A 20,372-nucleotide genomic window follows, 5' to 3' on the forward strand; every position below is an offset into this window, starting at 1 on the left:
CTGCCGGGTTACCCACGGATTCAAGCCTGCGTTCGGCCAGCGTGGTTTAACGGGGCGCCTGAGATCAAGATCAAAAGCAGATCAAGATCAAGAGCGACTCGCTTCGCATCGTGGTTACGGTTGAGCGCTACAGAGTTGTGTAAATACCTATGCCCCGATGAGGAAGAGTCAGTGAGTGCATCCGTAACTGACACACCGCCATCGGGGGCAAGTCGAATCGTCGCACCGCCCCTCCCACATTTGGATCGCGATCGGCACAGAATACCGGTCGGCTCTAAGGCCGCCGCGCTAACGCCCCCGCAACACCCGATCAGGCATCGCAATAGCCGCCGCCAACCCCAACACCGACACCCCCGCACTCACCATCAGCAAATGCCGAAACGTCATCGCCAACTCCCCCCGCAACGCATCCCGTGCCTCACCCGGCGCAGCATTGAGCCCATCGAGCAGCACATTACCGGAGCTGCCCTCGGTCAGCAGCGCGCCACTGGCCAAGTGGGCAAAACTGGCATCGCGCAACAACGCCAACAACAATGCCGACATGCACGCCACCCCCACCGCCCCGCCGAGGGAACGGAACAGGTTGGTGGTGCTGGTCGCCACACCAATATCGCGCTGCTCCACCGAGTTCTGCGTGCCCACCAACGAGGTCGGGAACTGCATGCCCGCCGCGATCCCGCACAACAGCATGAACAGCGAGGTCAGCCCGACGGCCTGGGGCGCGCTGAAGGCCATGCCGAGAATCGCCAGCGGGCTCAACACGGCGCCACTGAGGATCATCGGTTTATATCGGCCGGTCACTGAGGTCATGCGTCCGGCGAAATAAGCGCCCATCGGCAAGCCCATCGCCAGGGGCAGCAGGTGCAAGGCCGCGCTGTCGGCGCCGGCACCGGTCACGGTCTGGTAACGCAGGGGCATCAGCACGGTCAGGGAAATCGCCTGGAAGCTGGTGATGAAAATCGTGCACCAGCACAACACCGCGCTGCGGTTGACGAACAGGTGCATGGGCAACAACGGCTCGCGCGCGCGGCGTTCATGCCAGACGAACACGCTCAACGCCAACAACGCACAGACCAGCAGCCCAAGCACTTGATCGTCACGCCACGCACGACCCTGGCCGATTTGTGTGATGCCGAGCAACAAGGCGCTCAGGCCGATGATCATCAGCACGGTGCCGAGGTAATCGATGACCGGCTTGCGCTGCGGCACCGGCAACCCCACCAGGGTGCGATGGGCCACATACCAGGCGAGCGCGCCCAACGGCAGGTTGATCAAAAATACCCAGCGCCAGGACAGGTACTCGGTCATGTAGCCGCCCAGCACCGGCCCGGCGACGCTGGCCACCGCGTACATGCTGCTGAAGTAGCCCTGGTAACGCCCGCGTTCACGGGGCGCGATGATGTCGCCGATGATCGCCTGGCTCACCGAAATCATGCCGCCGGCACCGATGCCCTGGATAATCCGCGCCAGCACCAGTTGCTCCATGTTGTGCGCCAGGCCGCAGAACAGCGAGGCGACGGTGAACACGCCCATGCCGATCAGCATCATGGGGCGTCGCCCATACAGGTCACCGAGCTTGCCGTAGATCGGCACCGCCACCGTCATCGCCACCATGTAGCCGGAGATCACCCAGGCCAGCAGGTTGACGTCATGGAACTGCGCGGAAATGGCCGGCATCGACACGGCGACAATGGTCTGGTCCAAGGCGCCAAGAAAGATCGCCAGCATCAGCGCGGCAAGAATACTGCGCACGGCGGGAACAGCGGGAGCGGACTGATTGAGAGGGGTCACGGCACAACCTTCGAGCAAGGCACGCAGGCAACGGCAGCCTGCGCAAATGCTGAATACGATAGCAGGCTATTCGATAGCCTCGTAAGGAAGCCCGACGTAATTTTCCGCGATGGTTGTGCGCCCGGCCTCGGAATTCATGAAGTAGTCCAGCTCACTCTCGGCAATACGCCGGGTGAAGTCATCCGCCTGGGGAAACTGATGCAGCATCGACGTCATCCACCAGGAAAACCGTTCGGCCTTCCACACCCGCCGCAGGCAGATGGCGGAATAGCGCTCAAGCAATTCCACACGCCCCTCGCCATACACCTTGAGCAGGATGCGAAACAATGTGCTCACATCACTGGCCGCCAGGTTCAAGCCCTTGGCCCCGGTAGGCGGCACAATATGCGCAGCATCGCCGAGCAGGAACAGGCGCCCGTACTGCATCGGCTCCACCACGAAACTGCGCAGCGGCGCGATGCTTTTTTCAATCGACGGGCCGGTGACCAGTTGTTCAGCCAGGTCGACCGGCAGACGGGTTTTGAGCTCGGCCCAGAAGCGCTCATCCGACCAGTCGGCCAACGGCTCCTGTGCCGGAACCTGCAAGTAGTAACGGCTGCGGGTCAGCGAACGCATGCTGCACAGCGCAAAGCCACGCGGGTGCGTGGCGTACACCAGTTCCGGGTGCACCGGCGGCGTATCGGCAAGCATGCCCAGCCAGCCGAAGGGGTAGACGCGCTCGAACACCTGCAGCGCCTCGGGCGGAATCGACTGACGGGCCACACCGTGAAAACCGTCACAGCCCGCGACATAATCACACTCCAGGCGAAAGGCCTGGCCCTGATGCTCGAAGGTCAGCCAGGGCTGATCACTTTTGAGGTCATGGGGCTGTACGTTCGAGGCTTCATAGAAGGTCGTGGCGCCGACAGCCGCACGGGCCGCCATCAGGTCGCGGGTGACTTCGGTCTGGCCGTAGATCATCACCGACTGGCCACCGGTCAGGGTCTTGAGGTCGATGTGGGTGAGTCGGCCATCGCGCGCCAGGGCGAAACCGTCATGCACCAGGCCCTCGGTGTCCATGCGTCGGCTGACGCCGGCCTCGCGCAGCAGATCGACCATGCCTGGCTCCAGCACCCCGGCGCGGATGCGGCCCTGCACGTGGTCGGCGGTCTGGCGCTCCAGGACGAGGGTCTGAATGCCAGCGTTGTGCAGCAATTGTCCGAGCAGCAATCCGGAGGGACCGGCGCCAATAATGGCGACTTGGGTTTTCAGCGTTTTCATTATTTTTATGGCCTGCTGGCTTCACCCGAACCGAACGAGTGAAAGAGTTGTCATTGGACGTGTAGCTGACATTTTTCACCTGAGCGAGCAGCATAAGAAGGTGAAAACTGCTTTAAAGCCTGCGCTTTTTGCCAATCGGGGCGATTACCGCACCACTATCCTGAGTATCGGATTGAAAACATGACCAACACCGCGATTCCGGTCTTCAAGCTTTACGGGGAAAGCCAACAGTGGCCGACGCCCGATTTGTTGCACTGTGAAACCATTTCCCGGCGCAGCCGGGAATACCAGTGGGAGATCCAGCCCCACCGGCACGCGGACCTGTGCCAGCTGCTCTACGTGCATAAAGGCCAGGCACACCTGGAAATCGAAGGCCAGCGCACCACGCTCGACGAAGCCAGCCTGCAAGTGCTGCCGCCGCTGTGTGTGCACGGTTTTCGCTTTTGCGAAGATGTCGAAGGTTATGTGGTGACCCTGTCAGCGCCCCTGGTCAGCCATTTACAAGCGCAACTGGGCAGTACGGTCGATGGCCTGCACACCCTCGGCAGTTACCCCGCGGGCAAGGACAGCGACTACCTCAATAGCCTGTTCGTGCGTTTGCAGGACGAATACGCCGGCGAACAACCGGCACGGGACATGATGATGCACGCCCTGGTCAGCGTGCTGCTCGTGTGGGTCAGCCGCCAGGCGATCCAGCGCCGCCACCCCAGGACACCGCGCAACCGTGAGTATTTCCGACGTTTCACCCAACTGGTCGAACAGCATTACCGCGAGCACCCCAAGATTGAAGACCTGGCCCACAAACTGGGCATCTCGGTCTCCCATCTCAATGGCACATGTCGGGAGTTGGGCGGGCAGCCGGCCCTGCAGATCATGCATGACCGCCAGTTGCTGGAAGCCAAGCGTTTGCTGACCTACACCAGCATGACCATCAATGAAATGTCCGAGGTGCTGGGGTTTTCCGACCCCACCAACTTCTCACGGCTGTTTCGCCGCCGGGTGGGATTTTCGCCCAAGGCTTTTCGCGAGCAGTTGAAGCAGAGCTGAATGTGCGAGGGGGCAAGCCCTAATACTGTAGGAGCGAGCTTGCTCGCGAAAAACTCACAGGCACCGCGTTCATTCAGGAAGCACGCGTTATCGTTGACGTTTTTCGCGAGCAAGCTCGCTCCTACAGACTGGCATTGGGGCACGCCCACTCCCATAGTGATGTGCAGTGCTTTGAGAATCAACGCAGGGCGCTGAAACTGCCGGTGTGCGGGACGCATTGGTTTTGGTGGCAACTGATGGCGAACGCCGACGGCTGCATTCGCGTCTGCTCGACGCGATAGGCGGCTGTGCCATACAGCGCAGTAGCCAAGGCGCACAGGCTGAAAATCGTCAGGTACTTTCTGGTTTTAATGCTCATGGCACAGACCTCAGCACGGATCTACAAGGTGCTGGTTAAAGCATAGGTCACTCAGGGCAAGTTGCCATGATTGCAGGCCATTCAGCGCGCTTATGCCGCTTCAGAGACCGACATCCCACTCAGGCTCTTCGGGAAACCGCTGCACCAGGAAATCCAACAGGCTGCGCAACGCCAAGGGCATGTGTTTGCGCGAGGCGTATACCGCGTAGATATTCATCTGCCGTGGCTGCGCATCCGGCAGCAGACGCACCAGTTTGCCGCTGCGAATCAACTCACCGGCCTCATAGCTGGGAAGCATCGCCACCCCAACGCCGGCCAGAGTGATGCGCAATAACGTGCCGGCCTCGTTGGCGGTGATATTGCCGTGCACCGCCACCGACACATGTTCACCACGCTCTTCGAAATGCCACAGGCTCTTGCCGAAGTAGGAGTGGGTCAGGCAGTTGTGCCGGGCCAGGTCTTCGACTTTCTGCGGTGCCGCATGCTCGCGCAAATAGGCTGGCGTGGCGCACACCACCGAGCGGCATACGGTCAGGCGTCGGGCGATCAGGTTCGGGTCCAAGTCGTTACTGGTGCGGATCGCCAGGTCGATGCGCTCGTCCACCAGGTTCACCGTGCGGTCGAGCATTTGCAGGTCGACTGTCACCAGCGGGTAGCGTCTGACGTACTCGGCAATCGCGGCGCCCAACTGCGCCTGGCCGAACGAGGTGCTGACACTCAAGCGCAATAGCCCACGCGGGGCATCATCGGGCTCGCTGACGGCGGCCTGCATATCGCCGCAGAGCTCCAGCAATTGCCGGCAACGCGGCAGGGTTTCACTGCCGGCAGCGGTGAGGCTGAGCTTGCGCGTGGTGCGGTGCAGCAGGCGTGCGCCGACCCAATCCTCCAGCTCGGCCAGGTAACGCGAGACCACTGGGCGCGATAGGTCCAGGTGGTCGGCGGCGGCGGATTGGCTGCCCAGGTCCACCACGGTGACAAACACGCGCATTGCTTGAAGACGATCCATGATTTGCCCGATTTCAGAAACAAACTATGTTCCAGCATCGCATTTTTTGTGGTGTTTTATGCAACTAAGCTCTGTTCACCCCTTACCGAAGGCAGGAGCTGCCCCGATGTTCTCGACGTTCAAACGCTTGACCCTGGCGACTGCCGCCCTGGCTTTCACTGCTCATGCCATGGCGGCAGACTTGAAACTTGAGGTGTACAACCCGGGCGAGGCCGCCATCTTCCCGGTCAGCTCGGTGCTGGTCAGCGGCGCCAAGGACGCGATCCTGGTGGACGCGCAATTCGGCAAGGGCCAGGCCGAGCAACTGGTGCAGAAAATCCGCGCCAGCGGCAAGCACCTGACCACCATCTACATCAGCCACGGCGACCCGGACTACTACTTCGGCCTCGACACCCTGACCGCCGCCTTTCCCGACGCGAAAGTGCTGGCGCCACAACCGGTGGTCGACCATATCAACGCCACCGTCGCCGGCAAGCTGGCGTTCTGGGGCCCGAAAATGGGCGCCGACAAACCGGCCAGGACCCTCGTACCGCAAGTGCTCGAGGGCCACAGCCTGACGCTGGAAGGGCAGCAACTGGACGTCATCGGCCTGGACGGCCCGCAGCCGGACCGCAGCTTTGTGTGGATTCCGTCGATCAAGGCCGTGATTGGTGGCGTGGTGGTCGCGCAAAACATCCACGTCTGGATGGCCGATACCCAGACTGCACAGTCCCACAAGGATTGGCTGGCCACCCTGCAACGCATTGAAGACTTGAAGCCGACCACCGTGATTCCGGGCCACTACCTGGGCACCCCATCACCCGCTTCGGTCGCGTTCACCGCCGACTACATCAAGGCCTTCGACATCGAAACCGCCAAGGCCAAGGATTCCGCCGCCCTGATCGCGGGCATGAAAAAGCGTTACCCGAACCTCGCCGACGAGAGCTCGCTGGAATTGAGCGCCAAAGTCGCCAAGGGCGAAATGAAGTGGTGACTGGTTTTAAACCCTGACCTTTACTGGAGAACGTCATGAGCAAGATCGCAATCATTGGTGCCACCGGCCGTGCCGGTAGCCAACTGCTGGAAGAAGCGCTGCGCCGTGGGCATACCGTCACCGCCATCGCACGCAATACCGACAAACTGGCCGCACGCCCAGGTGTCACGGTCAAACAAGTGGATGCCCTGGAGGCCGATGCCCTGCAACAGGCCGTGAGCGGCAGCGACGTGGTGATCAGTGCCGCACACTTTGCCACCTTGCCCGCCAGCGCCGTGCTCGGTCCGGTCAAGAAGGCCGGAGTCAAACGCCTGTTGGTGGTGGGTGGCGCCGGTTCGTTGCTGTTGCCGGACGGCAGCCGCGTGATCGACAGCCCGGGCTTCCCGGCGGAATACAAAGCTGAAGCCAGTGCGGGAGCAGCGTTTCTAGACGTGCTGCGTCAAGAGCAGGAACTGGATTGGACCTTCCTGTCGCCGTCGGCCCTGTTCGATGGCACCGAGCGCACCGGTCAATTCCGTCTGGGCCAGGATCATTTGCTGGTGAGCGACGACGGTCAAAGCTCGATCAGTTTCGCCGACTTCGCCATCGCCATGATCGATGAAGTGGAAACGCCGAAGCACTCGCGTCAGCGCTTCACGGTGGGCTACTGATACAACCGGGTCTGCAATGTGGGAGCGTACACCGCCGTCTGTAGGAGCGAGCTTGCTCGCGAAAAACTCACAGGCACCGCGTTCATTCAGAAAGTACGCGTTATCGTTGACGTTTTTCGCGAGCAAGCTCGCTCCTACAGAAAGCCTTAAGGCAAGCCCCCCTCCCACATTTGTGGCGTATCCGGCGCCTGCAATTTTTCAATAGGGCCAATGACTTTCTCATTTGCCCAGCCTCCCCCTCCCGTGGCCTGATTCGCCCTTGTTCATCCAAGGCAGGCCCATGCAAAACGTTCAGGCAAAACCCACCACCGCCGTGTGGCTGATGATCAGTGTGGTGCTGGTCGCCCTTAACCTGCGCCCGTCGATGGCGGCCGTGGGGCCCTTGCTGTCGTCGATCCGCGCTGATGTGCCGCTCAATTTCAGCAGCGCCGCATTGCTGACCATGTTGCCCGTGATGAGCATGGGCCTGGCGATGTTCTTCGGCATGGGCCTGGCACGGCGCTTTGGCGAATACCGCAGTATCGTGGTGTCGCTGCTGGTGATTGGCGCAGCGACACTGTCGCGGTTGTGGCTGGATTCGGCGTTCGCGCTGATTGTCAGTGCCATGGCGGCAGGCGTCGGGATTGCGCTGATCCAGGCGTTGATGCCGGCGCTGATCAAGTCGCGCCCGGGCGACAATGTTTCAGTGTTCATGGGCCTGTATGTCACCGCGATCATGGGCGGCGCCGCACTGGCCGCGTCGTTTGCGCCGTTTGTGCAAGTGCACACCGGCAGTTGGCGCATCGGCCTGGCGATGTGGGCCGGGCTGGCGCTGCCGGCCCTGGTGTTCTGGTACGCCCAGCGCTCGGCGTTACCCGCCTTGCCTCAGGTCGACAGCGGCCCGCAGGCATCGTTTTTCGGCAATCGCCGGGCCTGGTTGCTCGCCCTGTTCTTCGGCTTCGGCACGGCGTGCTACACCTGCGTGCTGGCGTGGCTGGCGCCGTATTACGTCGAGCAGGGCTTGCGTGAGCAGCATGCCGGTTTGCTGCTGGGTTTGCTCACCGCCATGGAAGTGGTCTCCGGCCTGGTAACGCCCGCCATCGCCAATCGCCGCCGGGACAAGCGCGGCGTGGTGGCGGTATTGCTGGTGCTGATCCTGATCGGCTTCGCGGGCCTGATCCTCAGCCCCCGGCACCTGACTTTGCTGTGGCCGTGCCTGCTCGGCCTGGGTATCGGCGGCTTGTTTCCCATGAGCCTGATCCTGTCCCTGGACCATCTCGATAACCCGCGCCGCGCCGGTGGCCTGACCGCGTTCGTGCAGGGTATCGGCTACCTGATCGCGGGCCTGTCGCCGCTGATCGCCGGAATGATCCGCGACCAGTTGGGCAGCTTCGAGGGGGCCTGGTGGTCATTGGCGGCTGTCGTGGCTGTGATGCTGCTGATGGTCATGCGCTTCAATCCGGCGCATTACGCGCAACATATCCACTGAGGTCGTGTTGTAAACAGTATTTGTCTCACCCAAAACATAGAAGAGTCCTACAGAGCTTTCTATTGGTACGAGCGTTCCGTTAACATTTTGCTCAGTCTTGTACTGAATTCGGTACAAAGGGTTTACGGACGAAACCGATGCTAAACAGCAACTTGCTCAGAAAGCTCGATATGCAGGACTTGATGGTGTTTATCGCTGTCTACGACCAGAGCAGCGTTACCGACGTGTCTGAAACGCTGTTCGTCAGTCAGTCCACCGTCAGCTACAGCCTGAAGAAACTGCGCACCAGTTTCGAAGACGAGTTGTTTATCAACACGCGAGCGGGCATGCGTCCGACGTACAAGGCCACCACGATGTACGGCCACGTACAGAAAATCCTCGAAAGCATCAACCTGTGCCACGCCGGAGGCCAGGCCTTCGACCCGACCCGCGAGGCCGTGACTTTCAATGTGTGCGCCCCGGAATACTTCGAACACCTGATCCTGCCGCGCCTGCTGAAAAACTTCGACCGTGCCGACCTGCCGGTGATCGTCAATGTGCAAAAGCTGGAAGCCGACATTCCCGCCGACGACTTGCGCGAAGGCCGCCTGGACCTGGTGATCGGCTTCGGCCCGAACTTTCACCGCGTCCATAAAGACTTCAAGCGCCAAATGCTGCTCGAAGACGACCTGGTGTGCGTCTTCGACAAACGTTCGGCGCCGCGGGAAGCGACGTTCAGCCTGCAAGCCTTCGTCGAGCGACGCCATGTGTTTCCCACGCCGTGGACCTCCGCCACCAACATGATCGACGGCTGGCTGGCGCGCCAGGCGCACAAACGCCAGGTGATCGCGCGGGCCAACAGCTACAGCGCGGCGTTGAAGATGATCAGCGGCACCGACTTTATCGTGACCCTGCCACGCCGCGTGCAAAAGCTGCTGGCGCCGACCTCGGCGTACGGGTGTTGCGAAGCCCCGCAGGGTTTGCCGGGCTTCACCCTGGACATGCAATGGAACCAGGCCAGCGAACAGGACAGCGCCAATACCTGGTTTCGCGAGCAGGTGGTCAAGGTGTGTGAGGATGAAGCGGCAAGCGGCAAGCTGAAAGCGGCGAGCTGAAAAAGCGGCAAGGGGTGCGGTCGCCTTGACTTGGCGCTTGCAGCTTGCCGCTGCTTCTTTCCTGCACGTTACACCGGGAGCGCAAGCCCACGATCACTCATGAACGCTTCCAGCCGTGAGCGCATCCAGCGTTCCGCCGGGTCGGTGTCGACGTGGCTGAGCCAGACCATCGACAAGTCCAGGGTCGGCGTTTCAAACGGAAACGCCTCGCAGAACAGGTTCCCGCCGGCGGCCATGGCCTGGGCCGCGTAGTCCGGCAGGCTGGCGATCATGTCAGTGCCGGCAAGCAATGCCGGCAGCGAACTGTATTGCGGCACCGACAGCACCACGTGCCGCTTGCGACCGATTTCGGCCAGCCACTCGTCGGCAAACCCGGCCACGTTGGCGGTGTGGGACACCAGCACATGGGGCCGTGCGCAATATTCATCGAGGGTCAGCGGTGTGTCGGACGCATCGGCGCGCAACAGGCACGGGCGGATATGCCGCAGCAGCTTGCGCTTGGCATTCGCCGGCAGGCCGCGGGTCTGGGTGATGCCGACAGTGATATCACCGGAGGCCAGCAGGTCGGGAATGCGCCAGTAATCCACATGCTGCACCACGAACACCACCTGCGGCGCTTCCTGGCGCAGCGCTCGCAGCAACGGCGGCAACAGGCCAAACTCGACGTCATCGGACAAGCCGATACGAAAGGTCATGGTGCTGATGGAGGGGTCGAAATCGTGGGTCAGGCTCAAGGCCGACGACAGCGAATCCAGGGCCGGCGACAAGTGCTGGATGATTTGCTCGGCGCGCGCAGTGGGCTCCATGCGGTGGCCGACGCGAATGAACAACGGGTCATTGAATAAGGTACGCAGACGGTTCAGGGCCGAACTGATGGTCGGCTGGCCGAGAAACAGCTTCTCCGCCACCCGCGTCACGTTGCGCTCGAGCATCAGCGCTTCGAAGACCACCATCAGGTTGATATCGGCCTTGCGTAATTCATTGCGATTCATCGGCGCCTGCCCCTTCCCCACGACAAGCCGCAGTTTAGAAAGGCAACGGGGCGGCGTCTATGTCGGTCGATGCATCGGTTTCTATGGGGGGGCGTATCGCAGAACAGGACCAACCCTCCAGACGATCCTTTGCATTGATAGCCCGCGCGCATCAATCTATCCAAATTTGTCACTTATCATTTCTAAATGTGTCAGCCACTATCCCAAGTCTTAAGCGAAACAAGCACTTTAAAAAGAACGCTGGAGACACAAAACCATGACTAGCCCTTCCCGGCCTGCGGCTGCCCCTTCGAAAGTAGGCGCCGTACTGCGCGTTACTTCGGGCAACTTCCTTGAACAGTTCGATTTTTTCCTGTTCGGGTTCTATGCCACCTACATCGCTGCCGCCTTCTTCCCTGCCGCCAATGAATTCGCATCATTAATGATGACCTTTGCCGTGTTCGGCGCAGGTTTCCTGATGCGGCCCTTGGGCGCGATCATTCTGGGTGCCTATATCGATGACGTGGGCCGCCGCAAAGGCTTGATCGTGACGCTGTCGATCATGGCCAGCGGCACATTGTTGATCGTGCTGGTGCCCGGTTATCACACCATTGGCCTGTGGGCACCGTTGCTGGTGCTGCTGGGTCGTCTGCTGCAAGGTTTCTCGGCCGGTGCGGAGCTGGGTGGTGTGTCGGTGTACCTGTCCGAGATGGCCACACCGGGCCGCAAGGGTTTCTACACCAGCTGGCAGTCGGGCAGCCAGCAGATCTCCATCGTGGTTGCCGCCGCGCTGGGCTATGGCTTGAACGTGTGGATGGAGCCGGCGGTGGTTGCAGACTGGGGCTGGCGCATTCCGTTCGCCGTCGGTTGCGTGATCATTCCGTTTATCTTCGTGCTTCGGCGTAACCTGCAGGAAACCGAAGAGTTCGCCAAGCGCAAGCACCGCCCGACCATGCGTGAAGTGATGGCCACCCTGGTGAAAAACTGGACCGTGGTGATTGGCGGCATGCTGATGGTGGCCATGACCACCACCGCGTTCTACCTGATTACCGTGTACGCACCGACCTTCGGCAAGACCGTGCTGCAATTGAGCACCTCCGACGCGCTGCTGGTGACGTTGCTGGTGGCGGTGTCGAACTTCTTCTGGCTACCGATCGGCGGCATCCTGAGCGACCGTTTTGGCCGCAAGCCGGTACTGCTCGCCATGACTGTGCTGACCGTTCTCACGGCTTATCCAGCGCTGTCCTACGTGGTCAACGCACCAAGCTTTGCACACATGCTGGAAACCCTGCTGTGGTTCTCCTTCCTCTACGGCCTGTACAACGGCGCAATGATCCCCGCGCTGACTGAAATCATGCCGGTGGAAGTGCGCGTGGCAGGGTTCTCCCTGGCCTACAGCCTGGCAACCGCCGTCTTCGGCGGCTTCACTCCCGCCATCTCGACCTGGTTCATCCACATCACCGCAGACAAGGCTTCGCCCGCCTACTGGATGATGTTCGCTGCACTGTGCGCCCTGTGTTCCACCCTGGCGCTGTATCGCCGCGCCAACACCCGTGGCCAGGTCATGCAGGGGGCTGCGCAATGAAGCCGCTGTTCAACACCCTCACAGCCCTGGTCCTCGCCGCTCTGGCGCTGTCAGCCCAGGCTGAAGAACTCAAAGTGATGACCTCCGGCGGCTTCACGGCCGCCTATAAACTGCTCGGTCCGCAATACGCCAAGCAAAGCGGTGACACCCTGGACACGGTCCTGGGACCGTCCATGGGCAAGGCGCCGGAAGCGATTCCCAACCGCCTGGCCCGTGGCGAACACGCTGATGTGGTGATCATGGTCGGCTACGCCCTGGATGAGCTGATCAAACAAGGCAAGGTCGACCCCGCGTCCCGCGTGGAACTGGCCGACTCACGGATTGGGCTGGTAGTGAAGGAAGGCGCGGCAAAACCTGCGATCAATACTGACGCCGAGCTCAAGGCCGTGCTGAGCAAGGCCAAATCCGTTGCCTATTCGGACAGCGCCAGCGGCGTGTATGTCGAGAAGGAACTGTTCAAGAAGCTCGGCATGCCGGCCAAGGGCACCATGATCGAACGCGTACCGGTGGGCGAACAGGTGGCCAAGGGTGACTACGAAGTCGGCTTGCAGCAGGTGGCGGAATTGTTGCCGGTCAAGGGCGTGACGTTTGTCGGCAAGATCCCGGAAGACGTGCAGTCCGTTACGCGTTTTGCGGCGGGTATCCCGGTCAACGCCGAACACCCGGAAGAGGCCAAGGCATTGCTGCAGTTCATGGCATCACCCGAGGCACAACCGGTGGTGCGATCCACCGGCCTGGACTCGGTGTCACGCTGACCGAAACGGCATCTCCCGCACCAACCGCTCCAACTCCAGCGCCGCGGGCGGCAATGTCCGCCCGCGGCGCTTGATCAAGCCCACATTGCGCATCACCTGCGGTTCCACCAACGGCACACTCACCAGAATCGGGTGCTCACACGCCGGCATCGCAATCGACGGCACCATCGCCACCCCCAGCCCCGCCTCCACCAGCCCGATCATCGTGGTCACGTGGTGGGTCTCGCAGATACTCGGCTTTTTCACCCGCACACCGCGCAGGGCCTGGTCCAGCAGGAAGCGGTTGCCCGAGGTTTTGTCCACGGTGATGTAGTCATGCTCGTAGGCTTCGGTCCAGGTCACGCTTTCACGCGCGGCCAACGGATGGTCACGACGACAGGCCAGCACATAGCGCTCCTGCAGCAACAGCTCGAACTCCACTTCATCGGCCAGGCTGCCGCTGAAACTCACGCCAAAATCCGCCTCGCCACTTTCCACCGCATTGCACACTTCACCGGCACTGGCATCCAGCACCCGCAGGCGAATCTTCGGATACAGCTTGTGGAATTCGGAGATGACGTGGGGCATGAAGTAATACGCGGTGGACGGCACACAAGCGATGGTGACATTGCCCATGCGCGTGGACGCGACGTTACTGATGCCCATCAAGGCGATGTCCAGGTCGTCGAGCATGCGTTCGACCTGAGGCAGAAATGCACGGCCGACCATGGTCAGGCTGACTCGCCGCGTGGTGCGTTCGAACAGCTTTACATCCAGGGCCGACTCGAGCTTTTCAATCCGCCGGCTGAGCGCGGGTTGCGAGATTCGGATGGCCTCGGCGGCGCCCCGGAAACTGCCCTTGTCTACCACGGCGCGGAAGGCTTGGAGGTCATTGAGGTCGAAGTTGATGATCACGGAAGGCAAGCCAGGATAGACGATGTGGCGGGCATTATCGTATGGGAGCGGGTAGGACGCCATGCGGACCGGGTCGGGTCTGCGGACATATTCCAGTTACACATATGAAGTTATACATATCAGCAGGTTATCGACTGCCTGCCGCCACGCACTTGCCGAAACGGGTCAATACTTGCTGCCTGACCTACACAACGGGAGCGGTAACACCTCATGCAAACCTATCACTTTTGGGCAGACGACGAGTCGCCGGACATCGGCATTGATCTGCTGCTCCTTGCATCGCGCCAATGGTTCAGTAGGATTGAATCCTACTCAACCTCGGCGGACCTCCAGATGCGCTCGACCCAGCAAATGAGCATTACACTGCCAATTGAAATGGCCACCTTGGTCAAAGCCAAAGTCGCCTCCGGCGAATATGCCACCGAAAGTGAAGTGATTCGCGACGGCCTGCGGGCCTTGCTGGCGCGCGACCGTGCCATGGAAGACTGGCTGCGCGACGAGGTGGTGCCTGCGGCCGCTGCCCTTGAGGCAGAGCCTGAGCGGGCCTTGTCCACCGAGCAGGTTCGCCAACACATGGCGGCTAGACGCCAGCGAAAAAACCCAGGTAAACCGTGAGCTACTCGGTGGTTTTCGCACCGCAAGCCCTGGCTCATCTCGATGCTCTTGAAGACTTCATCAGCGATGCAGCCTCTGCTGCAGTGGCTGCACGCTTTGTCGACAGGCTCATCAGCCACTGCGAAAGCTTTTCTCTGTTTCCCTTGCGTGGTACGCGCCGCGACGACCTGCTGGCTGACTTGCGCATCACGCATTACCGACACAGCACCGTCATTGCCTTTACGGTAAACACCGCGAACAAAACAGTGTCGATCCTCGGCGTGTTTTATGGAGGGCAACGCTATGCAGGGTTGCTTTAGCTTCGGCAGGGTTGATGTCCACGGGTCCAATGCGTTCGGAATAGGCGAAACCTGCGCAACTTCGATACGAAAGCACTCGAAATACTTCTAAATCCTGCGGTTTAGTATAAATTGCGTGCAGCTTATTCAAGGCACTCAAGGAGGTTACCCGTGGCAACTCTGCAAACGAACACAATCCAGGCGCTGCATGAAAACCGTAACGCTCTCCTTGACGAATGGAACACCAGTCTTGAAGCTTCGGGTGCCACGCGTAACGTAAAGGGTGACGATGTCAAACAGCAGACCCGCGAATTCCTCGAACTGCTGAGCGCTGCCTTGCACCAGGGCGGTTCGCAAAATACCAACCACGAAAACTGGGCGCAAACGCGAGTATTCCTGGAAAAGCTGTCCCACAGCCGTGCCCTGGCCGGGCAGGACTCGCAACAGACCGCCAGCTTCATTTTCGCCCTCAAGGGCCCCCTGTTTGCGTTGCTGCAACGCGAGTACGCCGAACAACCGGCGCAACTGGGCGAACAACTCTGGGAAATGTCCGAGCTGCTCGATGCACTGGGCATGCACACCATCCGCACCTTCCAGAAATCCCGTGAGTCGGTGATCAAGCGCCAGCAGGAAGAACTGCTGGAACTCTCCACTCCGGTGGTCAAGCTGTGGGATGGCGTACTCGCCCTGCCGATGATCGGCACCCTGGATTCGCAACGCACCCAGGTCGTGATGGAATCGCTGCTGCAGCGGATCGTCGACACCGGCGCGGAGATCGCCATTATCGATATCACCGGCGTGCCAACCGTGGATACTCTGGTAGCCCAGCACCTGTTGAAAACCGTTACCGCCATCCGCTTGATGGGTGCCGATTGCATTATCAGCGGCGTGCGTCCGCAGATCGCCCAGACCATCGTGCATCTGGGCCTGGACCTTCAGGGTGTGGTGACCAAAGCCAACCTCGCCGATGCATTGGCTCTGGCGCTCAAACGCCTGGGTGTCAATATCACCAAGGCTGTTTAAGCATGGAACGCATCCCTATTTTGCAGATGGGCGAGTTTTTGCTCGTGACCATCCAGGTGGACATGCACGACCAACTCGCGCTGACCTTGCAGGACGACCTGTCCGAGCGTATCAGCCGCACCTCGGCGCGCGGCGTGCTTATCGATATCTCGGCGCTGGACATGGTCGACTCCTTCATCGGCCGCATGATCGGCACCATCTCCGGGTTGTCCCGGATCATGGATGCACAAACCGTACTGGTCGGCATGCAGCCTGCGGTCGCCATTACCCTGGTGGAGTTAGGCATGACCCTGCCCGGCGTCGCGACCGCACTCAACGTCGAGCGCGGCATGAAGCTGTTGCGCGACCGGGTAGAACACTCATGAACCAAGCCAGCAGCGGCACACACCCTGTGCTGATAGAACAGGACGTTGTGCTGGCTCGACAATTGGTACGCAGACTGGCTCAGGACTGCGGCATGCGCTTGATCGACCTGACCAAACTGGTCACGGCGGTCAGCGAGTTGGCGCGTAACACCGTGGTCTATGGCGGTGGTGGCTACATGGACTGGGCAGTGCTCGAGAAAGACCACCGCCCCGGCGTACGCCTCACGTTTCGCGACGAAGGGCCGGGCATTCCCGACCTCAAGCTGGCGATGACCGACGGCTGGACCTCCGGCGGTGGCCTGGGCCTTGGGCTCACCGGAGCCAAGCGCCTGGTGGACGAGTTTGAACTGGACACCGAGCCTGGCAAGGGTACCCGCGTGACGATCACCCGATGGGCCTGAATATTCCCAGCGCGCTCACGCACGTGCTGTTGATTGAAGATACCAGCCAGATCGGCCACGCCCGGCGCACGGCCCAGCACTTATCCGAGTCGCTGGGCTTCGATGAGACCGATGCGGGGCGCGTAGCGCTGGTCGCCACCGAGCTTGCCAGCAATATCCTCAAACATGCCACGCACGGTGAGTTGCACCTGCGCGCCACCGGCAACGGCGGCGTCGAAATGATCGCCATCGACCGTGGGCAGGGCTTTGATATCGACAGCGGGCTGGTGGACGGTTTTTCCACCGGGGGCACCCAGGGCATCGGACTGGGGGCAATATCGCGCCTGGCGCAGGTGTTCGATGCCCACGCCGATCAGCGTGGCGCAGCGATACTGGCCAGGCTGACGCCGCGTGCCGCAACGACCCGGGATATTCGCTATGGCGTCAGCCAGCACTCGCTGCATAACGACCCTCACTGCGGTGATGCCTGGCACCTGGCAATCGAGCCTGGGCGGTTCAGCGTAATGATGGCCGACGGGCTTGGCCATGGCGAATACGCCGAGCAGGCAGCCCGAGCGGGAGAGGAGGTGTTTGCACAGAATGCCTTCATGGATTCGACGGTATTGATGAGCGATATGCACATCGGCATGAACGGCACCCGTGGCGCCGCAATGGCGGTGGCCCAGTACGATGCCGTGGCCGAGACGCTCAGGTTTACCGGCATCGGCAATATCGGCGGCAGCCTGATCGGGCCTGGCAAGCCGCGCGGGCTGGCCTCCCACCCGGGTATCGTCGGCGTGCAGTTTCGCAAGGCCCAACCCTTCGACTATGCTCAGGTGGCCGATCAGTTGCTGATCCTGTACAGCGACGGCCTGCAATCACGCTGGAATCTTTCGGACTATCCGGGGCTCGTCCACCGCCACCCCGCCCTGATTGCCGCCATCCTGCACCGTGACTTCTGCCGCGGCAGGGACGACGTTACTGTCTTCGTGATTGCCCTGGAGGCCATCGATGGCTGAAACCACTGCCTCGCTCGCCGCTGAAATCCAACGCCTGCGCCAGGAAGCGGATGCCCTGCGCGCGGAGTTGGATGAAACCAACCAGGGCGTGCTGGCACTGTATGCCGAACTGGACATGCAAGCCGACCAACTGCGTGAGGCGTCAGACCTCAAGAGCCGTTTCCTGTCGTACATGAGCCATGAGTTCCGCACGCCCCTGGGCTCGATCCTGAGTATCACCAGCCTGCTTGCCGACGAACTGGACGGCCCGTTGAGCCCGGAGCAACACACCCAGGTCGGGTTTATCGCCAGCTCGGCGCGCGAATTGCGCGAGATGGTCGACGACTTGCTCGACTTGGCCAAGATCGAGGCCGGGCGCATCACTATTTCTCCGGCCTGGTTCGATATGTTCGACATGTTTTCGGCGCTGCGCGGAATGTTTCGCCCCATCGTGGACGCATCATCGGTCGACCTGATCTTCGAGAAGCCTTCCGGCCTGCCCAAGCTCTATACCGATGACAAAAAACTCGCGCAAATACTGCGCAATTTCATTTCCAACGCCCTGAAATTCACCCTGCAGGGCGAAGTGCGGGTCTCGGCGAGCATGGAGAGCGAACACGAGATCCGTTTTGCGGTGCAGGACACCGGCCTGGGCATACCCGCCGAGTTGCACAACAACCTGTTCGAAGACTTTTCCCAGATCGACTCGCCGCTGCAGAAACGTCTGCGCGGCACCGGCCTGGGCCTGTCACTGTGCAAGCGTTTTGCCCAGTTGCTGGGCGGCAGGGTCGGTGTTGAAAGCACACCCGGCGTAGGCTCGCTGTTCTTTGTAGTTATCCCTCTCTCCATTGCCAGCGAGAACGTCGATGAAACGTGACATCCAGCTGCTGATCGTCGACGACAATGCCGCCACGCGCTACGCCCTGCGCCGACGCCTCGAGCGCCATCACTACCTGGTGCTCGAAGCCGGCACGGGCCAGGAGGGGCTGGACCTGATCGCCACGGGAAAAATTGATGCGCTGATCCTCGACGTCAACCTGCCGGACATGAGTGGCTTCGACATCGTGCGCCGTTTGCGTACCGACCCGAACACCGCCTTGCTGCCGGTGGTGCACGTGTCGGCGGCGTCAATCGAGACCGGCGATATCATCACCGGCCTCAACGCCGGGGCTGACGCCTACCTGATCCACCCGGTCGACCCCGAGGTCCTGCTGGCGACGCTGCGCACCCTTTTGCGCGTGCGCGACACCGAATACGCGTTAAGGCAAAGCGAGGCACGCTTTCGAGAAATCTTCTTTAATATCAGCGCGCCGATTGCAGTGCTGGATGCGCAACTGAAGGTTCACGAGTGCAACCACGCGTTCGCCCAGTTGATTCACGACAACCTCAACCCCGATGCCCTGCTTGAATGCTTCGCCGGCGACCAGTATGCAGTGATCCAGGAGCTGTGCCTGCGCCTGGCGGCCGGCGAACGCTGGAAAGGCACGTTGCAGATGAAAGTCGACGGCCAACTGCGCGAAACCGAATGGCAGATATCGCCCTATGACCGTGCCGAGCTGAGCCTGGTATTTGTCGAGGACGTGACTGAATACCGCCACCGCGAGCGTCATCAACAGGCCGAACTCGCCAACGCGGCGACCCGCCTGGCACGCACTGAGGCGCAACTGCTCCAGGCCCAGAAAATGGACGCCCTGGGCAAACTCACCGGCGGCATCGCCCACGATTTCAACAACCTGCTCACCGGTATCATCACCAGCCTGGAGCTGATCAAGAAGCGCATCGAAAGCCAGCGCACCGATAAGGTCCTGGGCTATGCCGACGCCGCACTCAGTTCAGCCCTGAGCGCCGCCGGCCTGACCAACCGCTTGCTCGCCTTCGCCCGCCAGCAGCCGTTGGACACGCGGCCCATCGATATCAACGCGCATATCCGCTCCCTGGAAGAGTTGCTGGTGCGCACCATCGGCGAACACATCACCTTGAAACTGGAGCTGACCAACAACGCTGCGGTGGCGATGGTCGACCCGATCCAGTTGGAAAGTGCAGTGCTGAACCTGGTAATCAACGCCCGCGATGCGCTGCCCAAAGGCGGCAACATCTGGGTGACCACCTACCCTGCGTACTCCAACGGCAACCTCAAGCTGGAAGACGGTCCCTACATTGCGCTGTCGGTACGCGATAACGGCGTGGGCATCGAGCACAGCGTCATCGACAAGGTGTTCGATCCCTTCTTCACCACCAAGCCAGTGGGCCAGGGCACCGGCCTGGGCCTGTCGACCATCTACGGTTTCGCCCGTCAGTCCGGCGGCGATGCGCAGATCCGCAGCGTCACCCGCCAGGGCACTGAAGTGACGATCATGCTTCCGGCCGCGGAAGGTCCTGCCTCGGTGACCACCAAAACGTTGGCAAAACCGGGCAAGAGCAACGGGGAACACATACTCATCGTCGAAGACATGCCTTCGGTGCGCAGCTTTGTCGCCGAAGTACTGGCAGACGCCGGTTACCGCTGCAGCCTGGCCGCCGACGGTGACGAAGCAATTGCCTGCTTGGAGACTGACCTGACGATCAATCTGCTGCTCACCGATGTCGGCCTGCCCTACATGACCGGCCGCGAACTGGCGGACTTCGCCCGTGGCCTACGCAACGATTTGCCGATCCTGTTCATGACGGGCTACGCCGAGAATGCAGCGAATCGGCAAAACTTCCTGGGTGAACGCATGGACCTGATCACCAAGCCGTTCCATATCGATGAACTGCTCGAGAGGATTCGCCAGGGCCTGGAAGCAAAGCCTTAGCGCCGTTGAATGGGCAGACAAGTGGCGAATGTTGACGATGTTGCGGTCGGCACCCTTGAGTTTCCGATA

21 protein-coding genes are annotated in these 20,372 nt (G+C 61.1%); 15 read left to right on the top strand and 6 right to left on the bottom strand.

The features are described 5' to 3' along the window. Positions 1-288: 288 nt before the first annotated feature. Positions 289-1,791, bottom strand: a complete 1,503-nt coding sequence (locus tag J1G34_RS22130) for an MDR family MFS transporter (RefSeq protein ID WP_222994641.1) — start codon at positions 1,789-1,791, stop codon at positions 289-291. Between the two features lie 66 nt (positions 1,792-1,857). Next, positions 1,858-3,051: a 4-hydroxybenzoate 3-monooxygenase gene (gene pobA, locus J1G34_RS22135; protein ID WP_122560834.1), complete on the bottom strand. Its 1,194-nt coding sequence runs from the start codon at positions 3,049-3,051 to the stop codon at positions 1,858-1,860. Positions 3,052-3,231: 180 nt separating this feature from the next. Between pobA and J1G34_RS22140 the strand changes: the two genes are divergently transcribed. Next, the gene (locus tag J1G34_RS22140) at positions 3,232-4,098 is read left to right on the top strand and encodes a helix-turn-helix domain-containing protein (protein ID WP_065886295.1); all 867 of its coding nucleotides are present in this window, start codon (positions 3,232-3,234) and stop codon (positions 4,096-4,098) included. 178 nt (positions 4,099-4,276) lie between these two features. Here the strand turns inward: J1G34_RS22140 and J1G34_RS22145 are convergent, their stop codons facing one another. Together J1G34_RS22145 and J1G34_RS22150 are read right to left on the bottom strand one after the other, a co-directional pair. Then, entirely contained in the window at positions 4,277-4,456 is a 180-nt protein-coding gene (locus J1G34_RS22145) for a hypothetical protein (protein ID WP_065897711.1), read from the bottom strand. 100 nt (positions 4,457-4,556) lie between these two features. Further along, positions 4,557-5,462: a LysR family transcriptional regulator gene (locus J1G34_RS22150; RefSeq protein ID WP_122560832.1), complete on the bottom strand. Its 906-nt coding sequence runs from the start codon at positions 5,460-5,462 to the stop codon at positions 4,557-4,559. A 106-nt stretch (positions 5,463-5,568) separates the two neighbouring features. On the opposite strand from J1G34_RS22150, the gene J1G34_RS22155 reads away from it, so the two are divergent. From J1G34_RS22155 to J1G34_RS22170, 4 genes are all read left to right on the top strand, one after another. Continuing rightward, positions 5,569-6,435, top strand: coding sequence for an MBL fold metallo-hydrolase (locus J1G34_RS22155; protein ID WP_222994642.1), 867 nt, complete (start codon positions 5,569-5,571; stop codon positions 6,433-6,435). Positions 6,436-6,470: 35 nt separating this feature from the next. Next, positions 6,471-7,085 carry an NAD(P)-dependent oxidoreductase gene (locus tag J1G34_RS22160; RefSeq protein WP_122461907.1) on the top strand — a complete coding sequence of 205 codons (615 nt, stop codon included), beginning with the start codon at positions 6,471-6,473 and terminating at the stop codon, positions 7,083-7,085. Positions 7,086-7,365: 280 nt separating this feature from the next. Then, complete coding sequence (locus J1G34_RS22165; protein ID WP_222994643.1) at positions 7,366-8,553, top strand: cyanate transporter; 1,188 nt, start codon at positions 7,366-7,368, stop codon at positions 8,551-8,553. Positions 8,554-8,690: 137 nt separating this feature from the next. Then, the gene (locus J1G34_RS22170) at positions 8,691-9,647 is read left to right on the top strand and encodes a LysR family transcriptional regulator (protein ID WP_065886290.1); all 957 of its coding nucleotides are present in this window, start codon (positions 8,691-8,693) and stop codon (positions 9,645-9,647) included. A gap of 68 nt (positions 9,648-9,715) precedes the next feature. On the opposite strand, the gene J1G34_RS22175 is transcribed toward J1G34_RS22170, so the two are convergent. Beyond that, positions 9,716-10,639 (bottom strand): LysR substrate-binding domain-containing protein, encoded by a 924-nt coding sequence (locus tag J1G34_RS22175; protein WP_065893493.1) that lies wholly within the window; start codon positions 10,637-10,639, stop codon positions 9,716-9,718. A 256-nt stretch (positions 10,640-10,895) separates the two neighbouring features. Here J1G34_RS22175 and tcuC point away from each other — a divergent pair, with 256 nt between their 5' ends. Both tcuC and J1G34_RS22185 read left to right on the top strand, forming a co-directional pair. Continuing rightward, positions 10,896-12,203 carry an MFS transporter gene (gene tcuC / locus J1G34_RS22180; protein ID WP_065893492.1) on the top strand — a complete coding sequence of 436 codons (1,308 nt, stop codon included), beginning with the start codon at positions 10,896-10,898 and terminating at the stop codon, positions 12,201-12,203. After that, positions 12,200-12,958, top strand: a complete 759-nt coding sequence (locus tag J1G34_RS22185) for a substrate-binding domain-containing protein (RefSeq protein ID WP_065886287.1) — start codon at positions 12,200-12,202, stop codon at positions 12,956-12,958. Before tcuC ends, J1G34_RS22185 begins: the two co-directional genes overlap by 4 nt. Here the strand turns inward: J1G34_RS22185 and J1G34_RS22190 are convergent. Further along, positions 12,950-13,852 (bottom strand): LysR family transcriptional regulator, encoded by a 903-nt coding sequence (locus J1G34_RS22190; protein WP_065886461.1) that lies wholly within the window; start codon positions 13,850-13,852, stop codon positions 12,950-12,952. The genes J1G34_RS22185 and J1G34_RS22190 overlap by 9 nt on opposite strands. A gap of 210 nt (positions 13,853-14,062) precedes the next feature. Here J1G34_RS22190 and J1G34_RS22195 point away from each other — a divergent pair, with 210 nt between their 5' ends. From J1G34_RS22195 to J1G34_RS22230, 8 genes are all read left to right on the top strand, one after another. Beyond that, positions 14,063-14,467 (top strand): ribbon-helix-helix domain-containing protein, encoded by a 405-nt coding sequence (locus J1G34_RS22195; RefSeq protein WP_083216700.1) that lies wholly within the window; start codon positions 14,063-14,065, stop codon positions 14,465-14,467. After that, positions 14,464-14,766 carry a type II toxin-antitoxin system RelE/ParE family toxin gene (locus tag J1G34_RS22200; RefSeq protein ID WP_065897716.1) on the top strand — a complete coding sequence of 101 codons (303 nt, stop codon included), beginning with the start codon at positions 14,464-14,466 and terminating at the stop codon, positions 14,764-14,766. Before J1G34_RS22195 ends, J1G34_RS22200 begins: the two co-directional genes overlap by 4 nt. Positions 14,767-14,916: 150 nt before the next feature. Next, entirely contained in the window at positions 14,917-15,768 is an 852-nt protein-coding gene (locus J1G34_RS22205) for an STAS domain-containing protein (RefSeq protein WP_065886286.1), read from the top strand. 2 nt (positions 15,769-15,770) lie between these two features. Further along, positions 15,771-16,133, top strand: a complete 363-nt coding sequence (locus J1G34_RS22210; protein ID WP_017254285.1) for an STAS domain-containing protein — start codon at positions 15,771-15,773, stop codon at positions 16,131-16,133. Next, on the top strand, positions 16,130-16,534 hold the full coding sequence (locus J1G34_RS22215) for an anti-sigma regulatory factor (protein WP_065886285.1): 405 nt from the start codon (positions 16,130-16,132) through the stop codon (positions 16,532-16,534). The genes J1G34_RS22210 and J1G34_RS22215 overlap by 4 nt, the downstream gene beginning before the upstream one ends. Continuing rightward, the gene (locus tag J1G34_RS22220) at positions 16,525-17,532 is read left to right on the top strand and encodes an ATP-binding protein (protein ID WP_122461904.1); all 1,008 of its coding nucleotides are present in this window, start codon (positions 16,525-16,527) and stop codon (positions 17,530-17,532) included. Before J1G34_RS22215 ends, J1G34_RS22220 begins: the two co-directional genes overlap by 10 nt. Continuing rightward, positions 17,525-18,388 (top strand): sensor histidine kinase, encoded by an 864-nt coding sequence (locus J1G34_RS22225; RefSeq protein ID WP_065897718.1) that lies wholly within the window; start codon positions 17,525-17,527, stop codon positions 18,386-18,388. Before J1G34_RS22220 ends, J1G34_RS22225 begins: the two co-directional genes overlap by 8 nt. Beyond that, the gene (locus J1G34_RS22230) at positions 18,378-20,303 is read left to right on the top strand and encodes a response regulator (protein WP_065893491.1); all 1,926 of its coding nucleotides are present in this window, start codon (positions 18,378-18,380) and stop codon (positions 20,301-20,303) included. The genes J1G34_RS22225 and J1G34_RS22230 overlap by 11 nt, the downstream gene beginning before the upstream one ends. The last annotated feature ends 69 nt before the right edge of the window (positions 20,304-20,372 follow it).

This window comes from Pseudomonas sp. Wu6, assembly GCF_019891515.1.
In the GTDB taxonomy this organism is placed as follows: Bacteria; Pseudomonadota; Gammaproteobacteria; order Pseudomonadales; family Pseudomonadaceae; genus Aquipseudomonas; species Aquipseudomonas orientalis_A.

What these genes read in the sequence shown, in the direction of transcription:
- pobA (WP_122560834.1), bottom strand. Translation starts at nt 3,051, where the DNA reads ATGAAAACGCTGAAAACCCAAGTCGCCATTATTGGCGCCGGTCCCTCC.
- J1G34_RS22140 (WP_065886295.1), top strand. Translation starts at nt 3,232, where the DNA reads ATGACCAACACCGCGATTCCGGTCTTCAAGCTTTACGGGGAAAGCCAA.
- J1G34_RS22145 (WP_065897711.1), bottom strand. Translation starts at nt 4,456, where the DNA reads ATGAGCATTAAAACCAGAAAGTACCTGACGATTTTCAGCCTGTGCGCC.
- J1G34_RS22150 (WP_122560832.1), bottom strand. Translation starts at nt 5,462, where the DNA reads ATGGATCGTCTTCAAGCAATGCGCGTGTTTGTCACCGTGGTGGACCTG.
- J1G34_RS22155 (WP_222994642.1), top strand. Translation starts at nt 5,569, where the DNA reads ATGTTCTCGACGTTCAAACGCTTGACCCTGGCGACTGCCGCCCTGGCT.
- J1G34_RS22160 (WP_122461907.1), top strand. Translation starts at nt 6,471, where the DNA reads ATGAGCAAGATCGCAATCATTGGTGCCACCGGCCGTGCCGGTAGCCAA.
- J1G34_RS22165 (WP_222994643.1), top strand. Translation starts at nt 7,366, where the DNA reads ATGCAAAACGTTCAGGCAAAACCCACCACCGCCGTGTGGCTGATGATC.
- J1G34_RS22170 (WP_065886290.1), top strand. Translation starts at nt 8,691, where the DNA reads ATGCTAAACAGCAACTTGCTCAGAAAGCTCGATATGCAGGACTTGATG.
- J1G34_RS22175 (WP_065893493.1), bottom strand. Translation starts at nt 10,639, where the DNA reads ATGAATCGCAATGAATTACGCAAGGCCGATATCAACCTGATGGTGGTC.
- tcuC (WP_065893492.1), top strand. Translation starts at nt 10,896, where the DNA reads ATGACTAGCCCTTCCCGGCCTGCGGCTGCCCCTTCGAAAGTAGGCGCC.
- J1G34_RS22185 (WP_065886287.1), top strand. Translation starts at nt 12,200, where the DNA reads ATGAAGCCGCTGTTCAACACCCTCACAGCCCTGGTCCTCGCCGCTCTG.
- J1G34_RS22195 (WP_083216700.1), top strand. Translation starts at nt 14,063, where the DNA reads ATGCAAACCTATCACTTTTGGGCAGACGACGAGTCGCCGGACATCGGC.
- J1G34_RS22210 (WP_017254285.1), top strand. Translation starts at nt 15,771, where the DNA reads ATGGAACGCATCCCTATTTTGCAGATGGGCGAGTTTTTGCTCGTGACC.
- J1G34_RS22215 (WP_065886285.1), top strand. Translation starts at nt 16,130, where the DNA reads ATGAACCAAGCCAGCAGCGGCACACACCCTGTGCTGATAGAACAGGAC.
- J1G34_RS22220 (WP_122461904.1), top strand. Translation starts at nt 16,525, where the DNA reads ATGGGCCTGAATATTCCCAGCGCGCTCACGCACGTGCTGTTGATTGAA.
- J1G34_RS22225 (WP_065897718.1), top strand. Translation starts at nt 17,525, where the DNA reads ATGGCTGAAACCACTGCCTCGCTCGCCGCTGAAATCCAACGCCTGCGC.
- J1G34_RS22230 (WP_065893491.1), top strand. Translation starts at nt 18,378, where the DNA reads ATGAAACGTGACATCCAGCTGCTGATCGTCGACGACAATGCCGCCACG.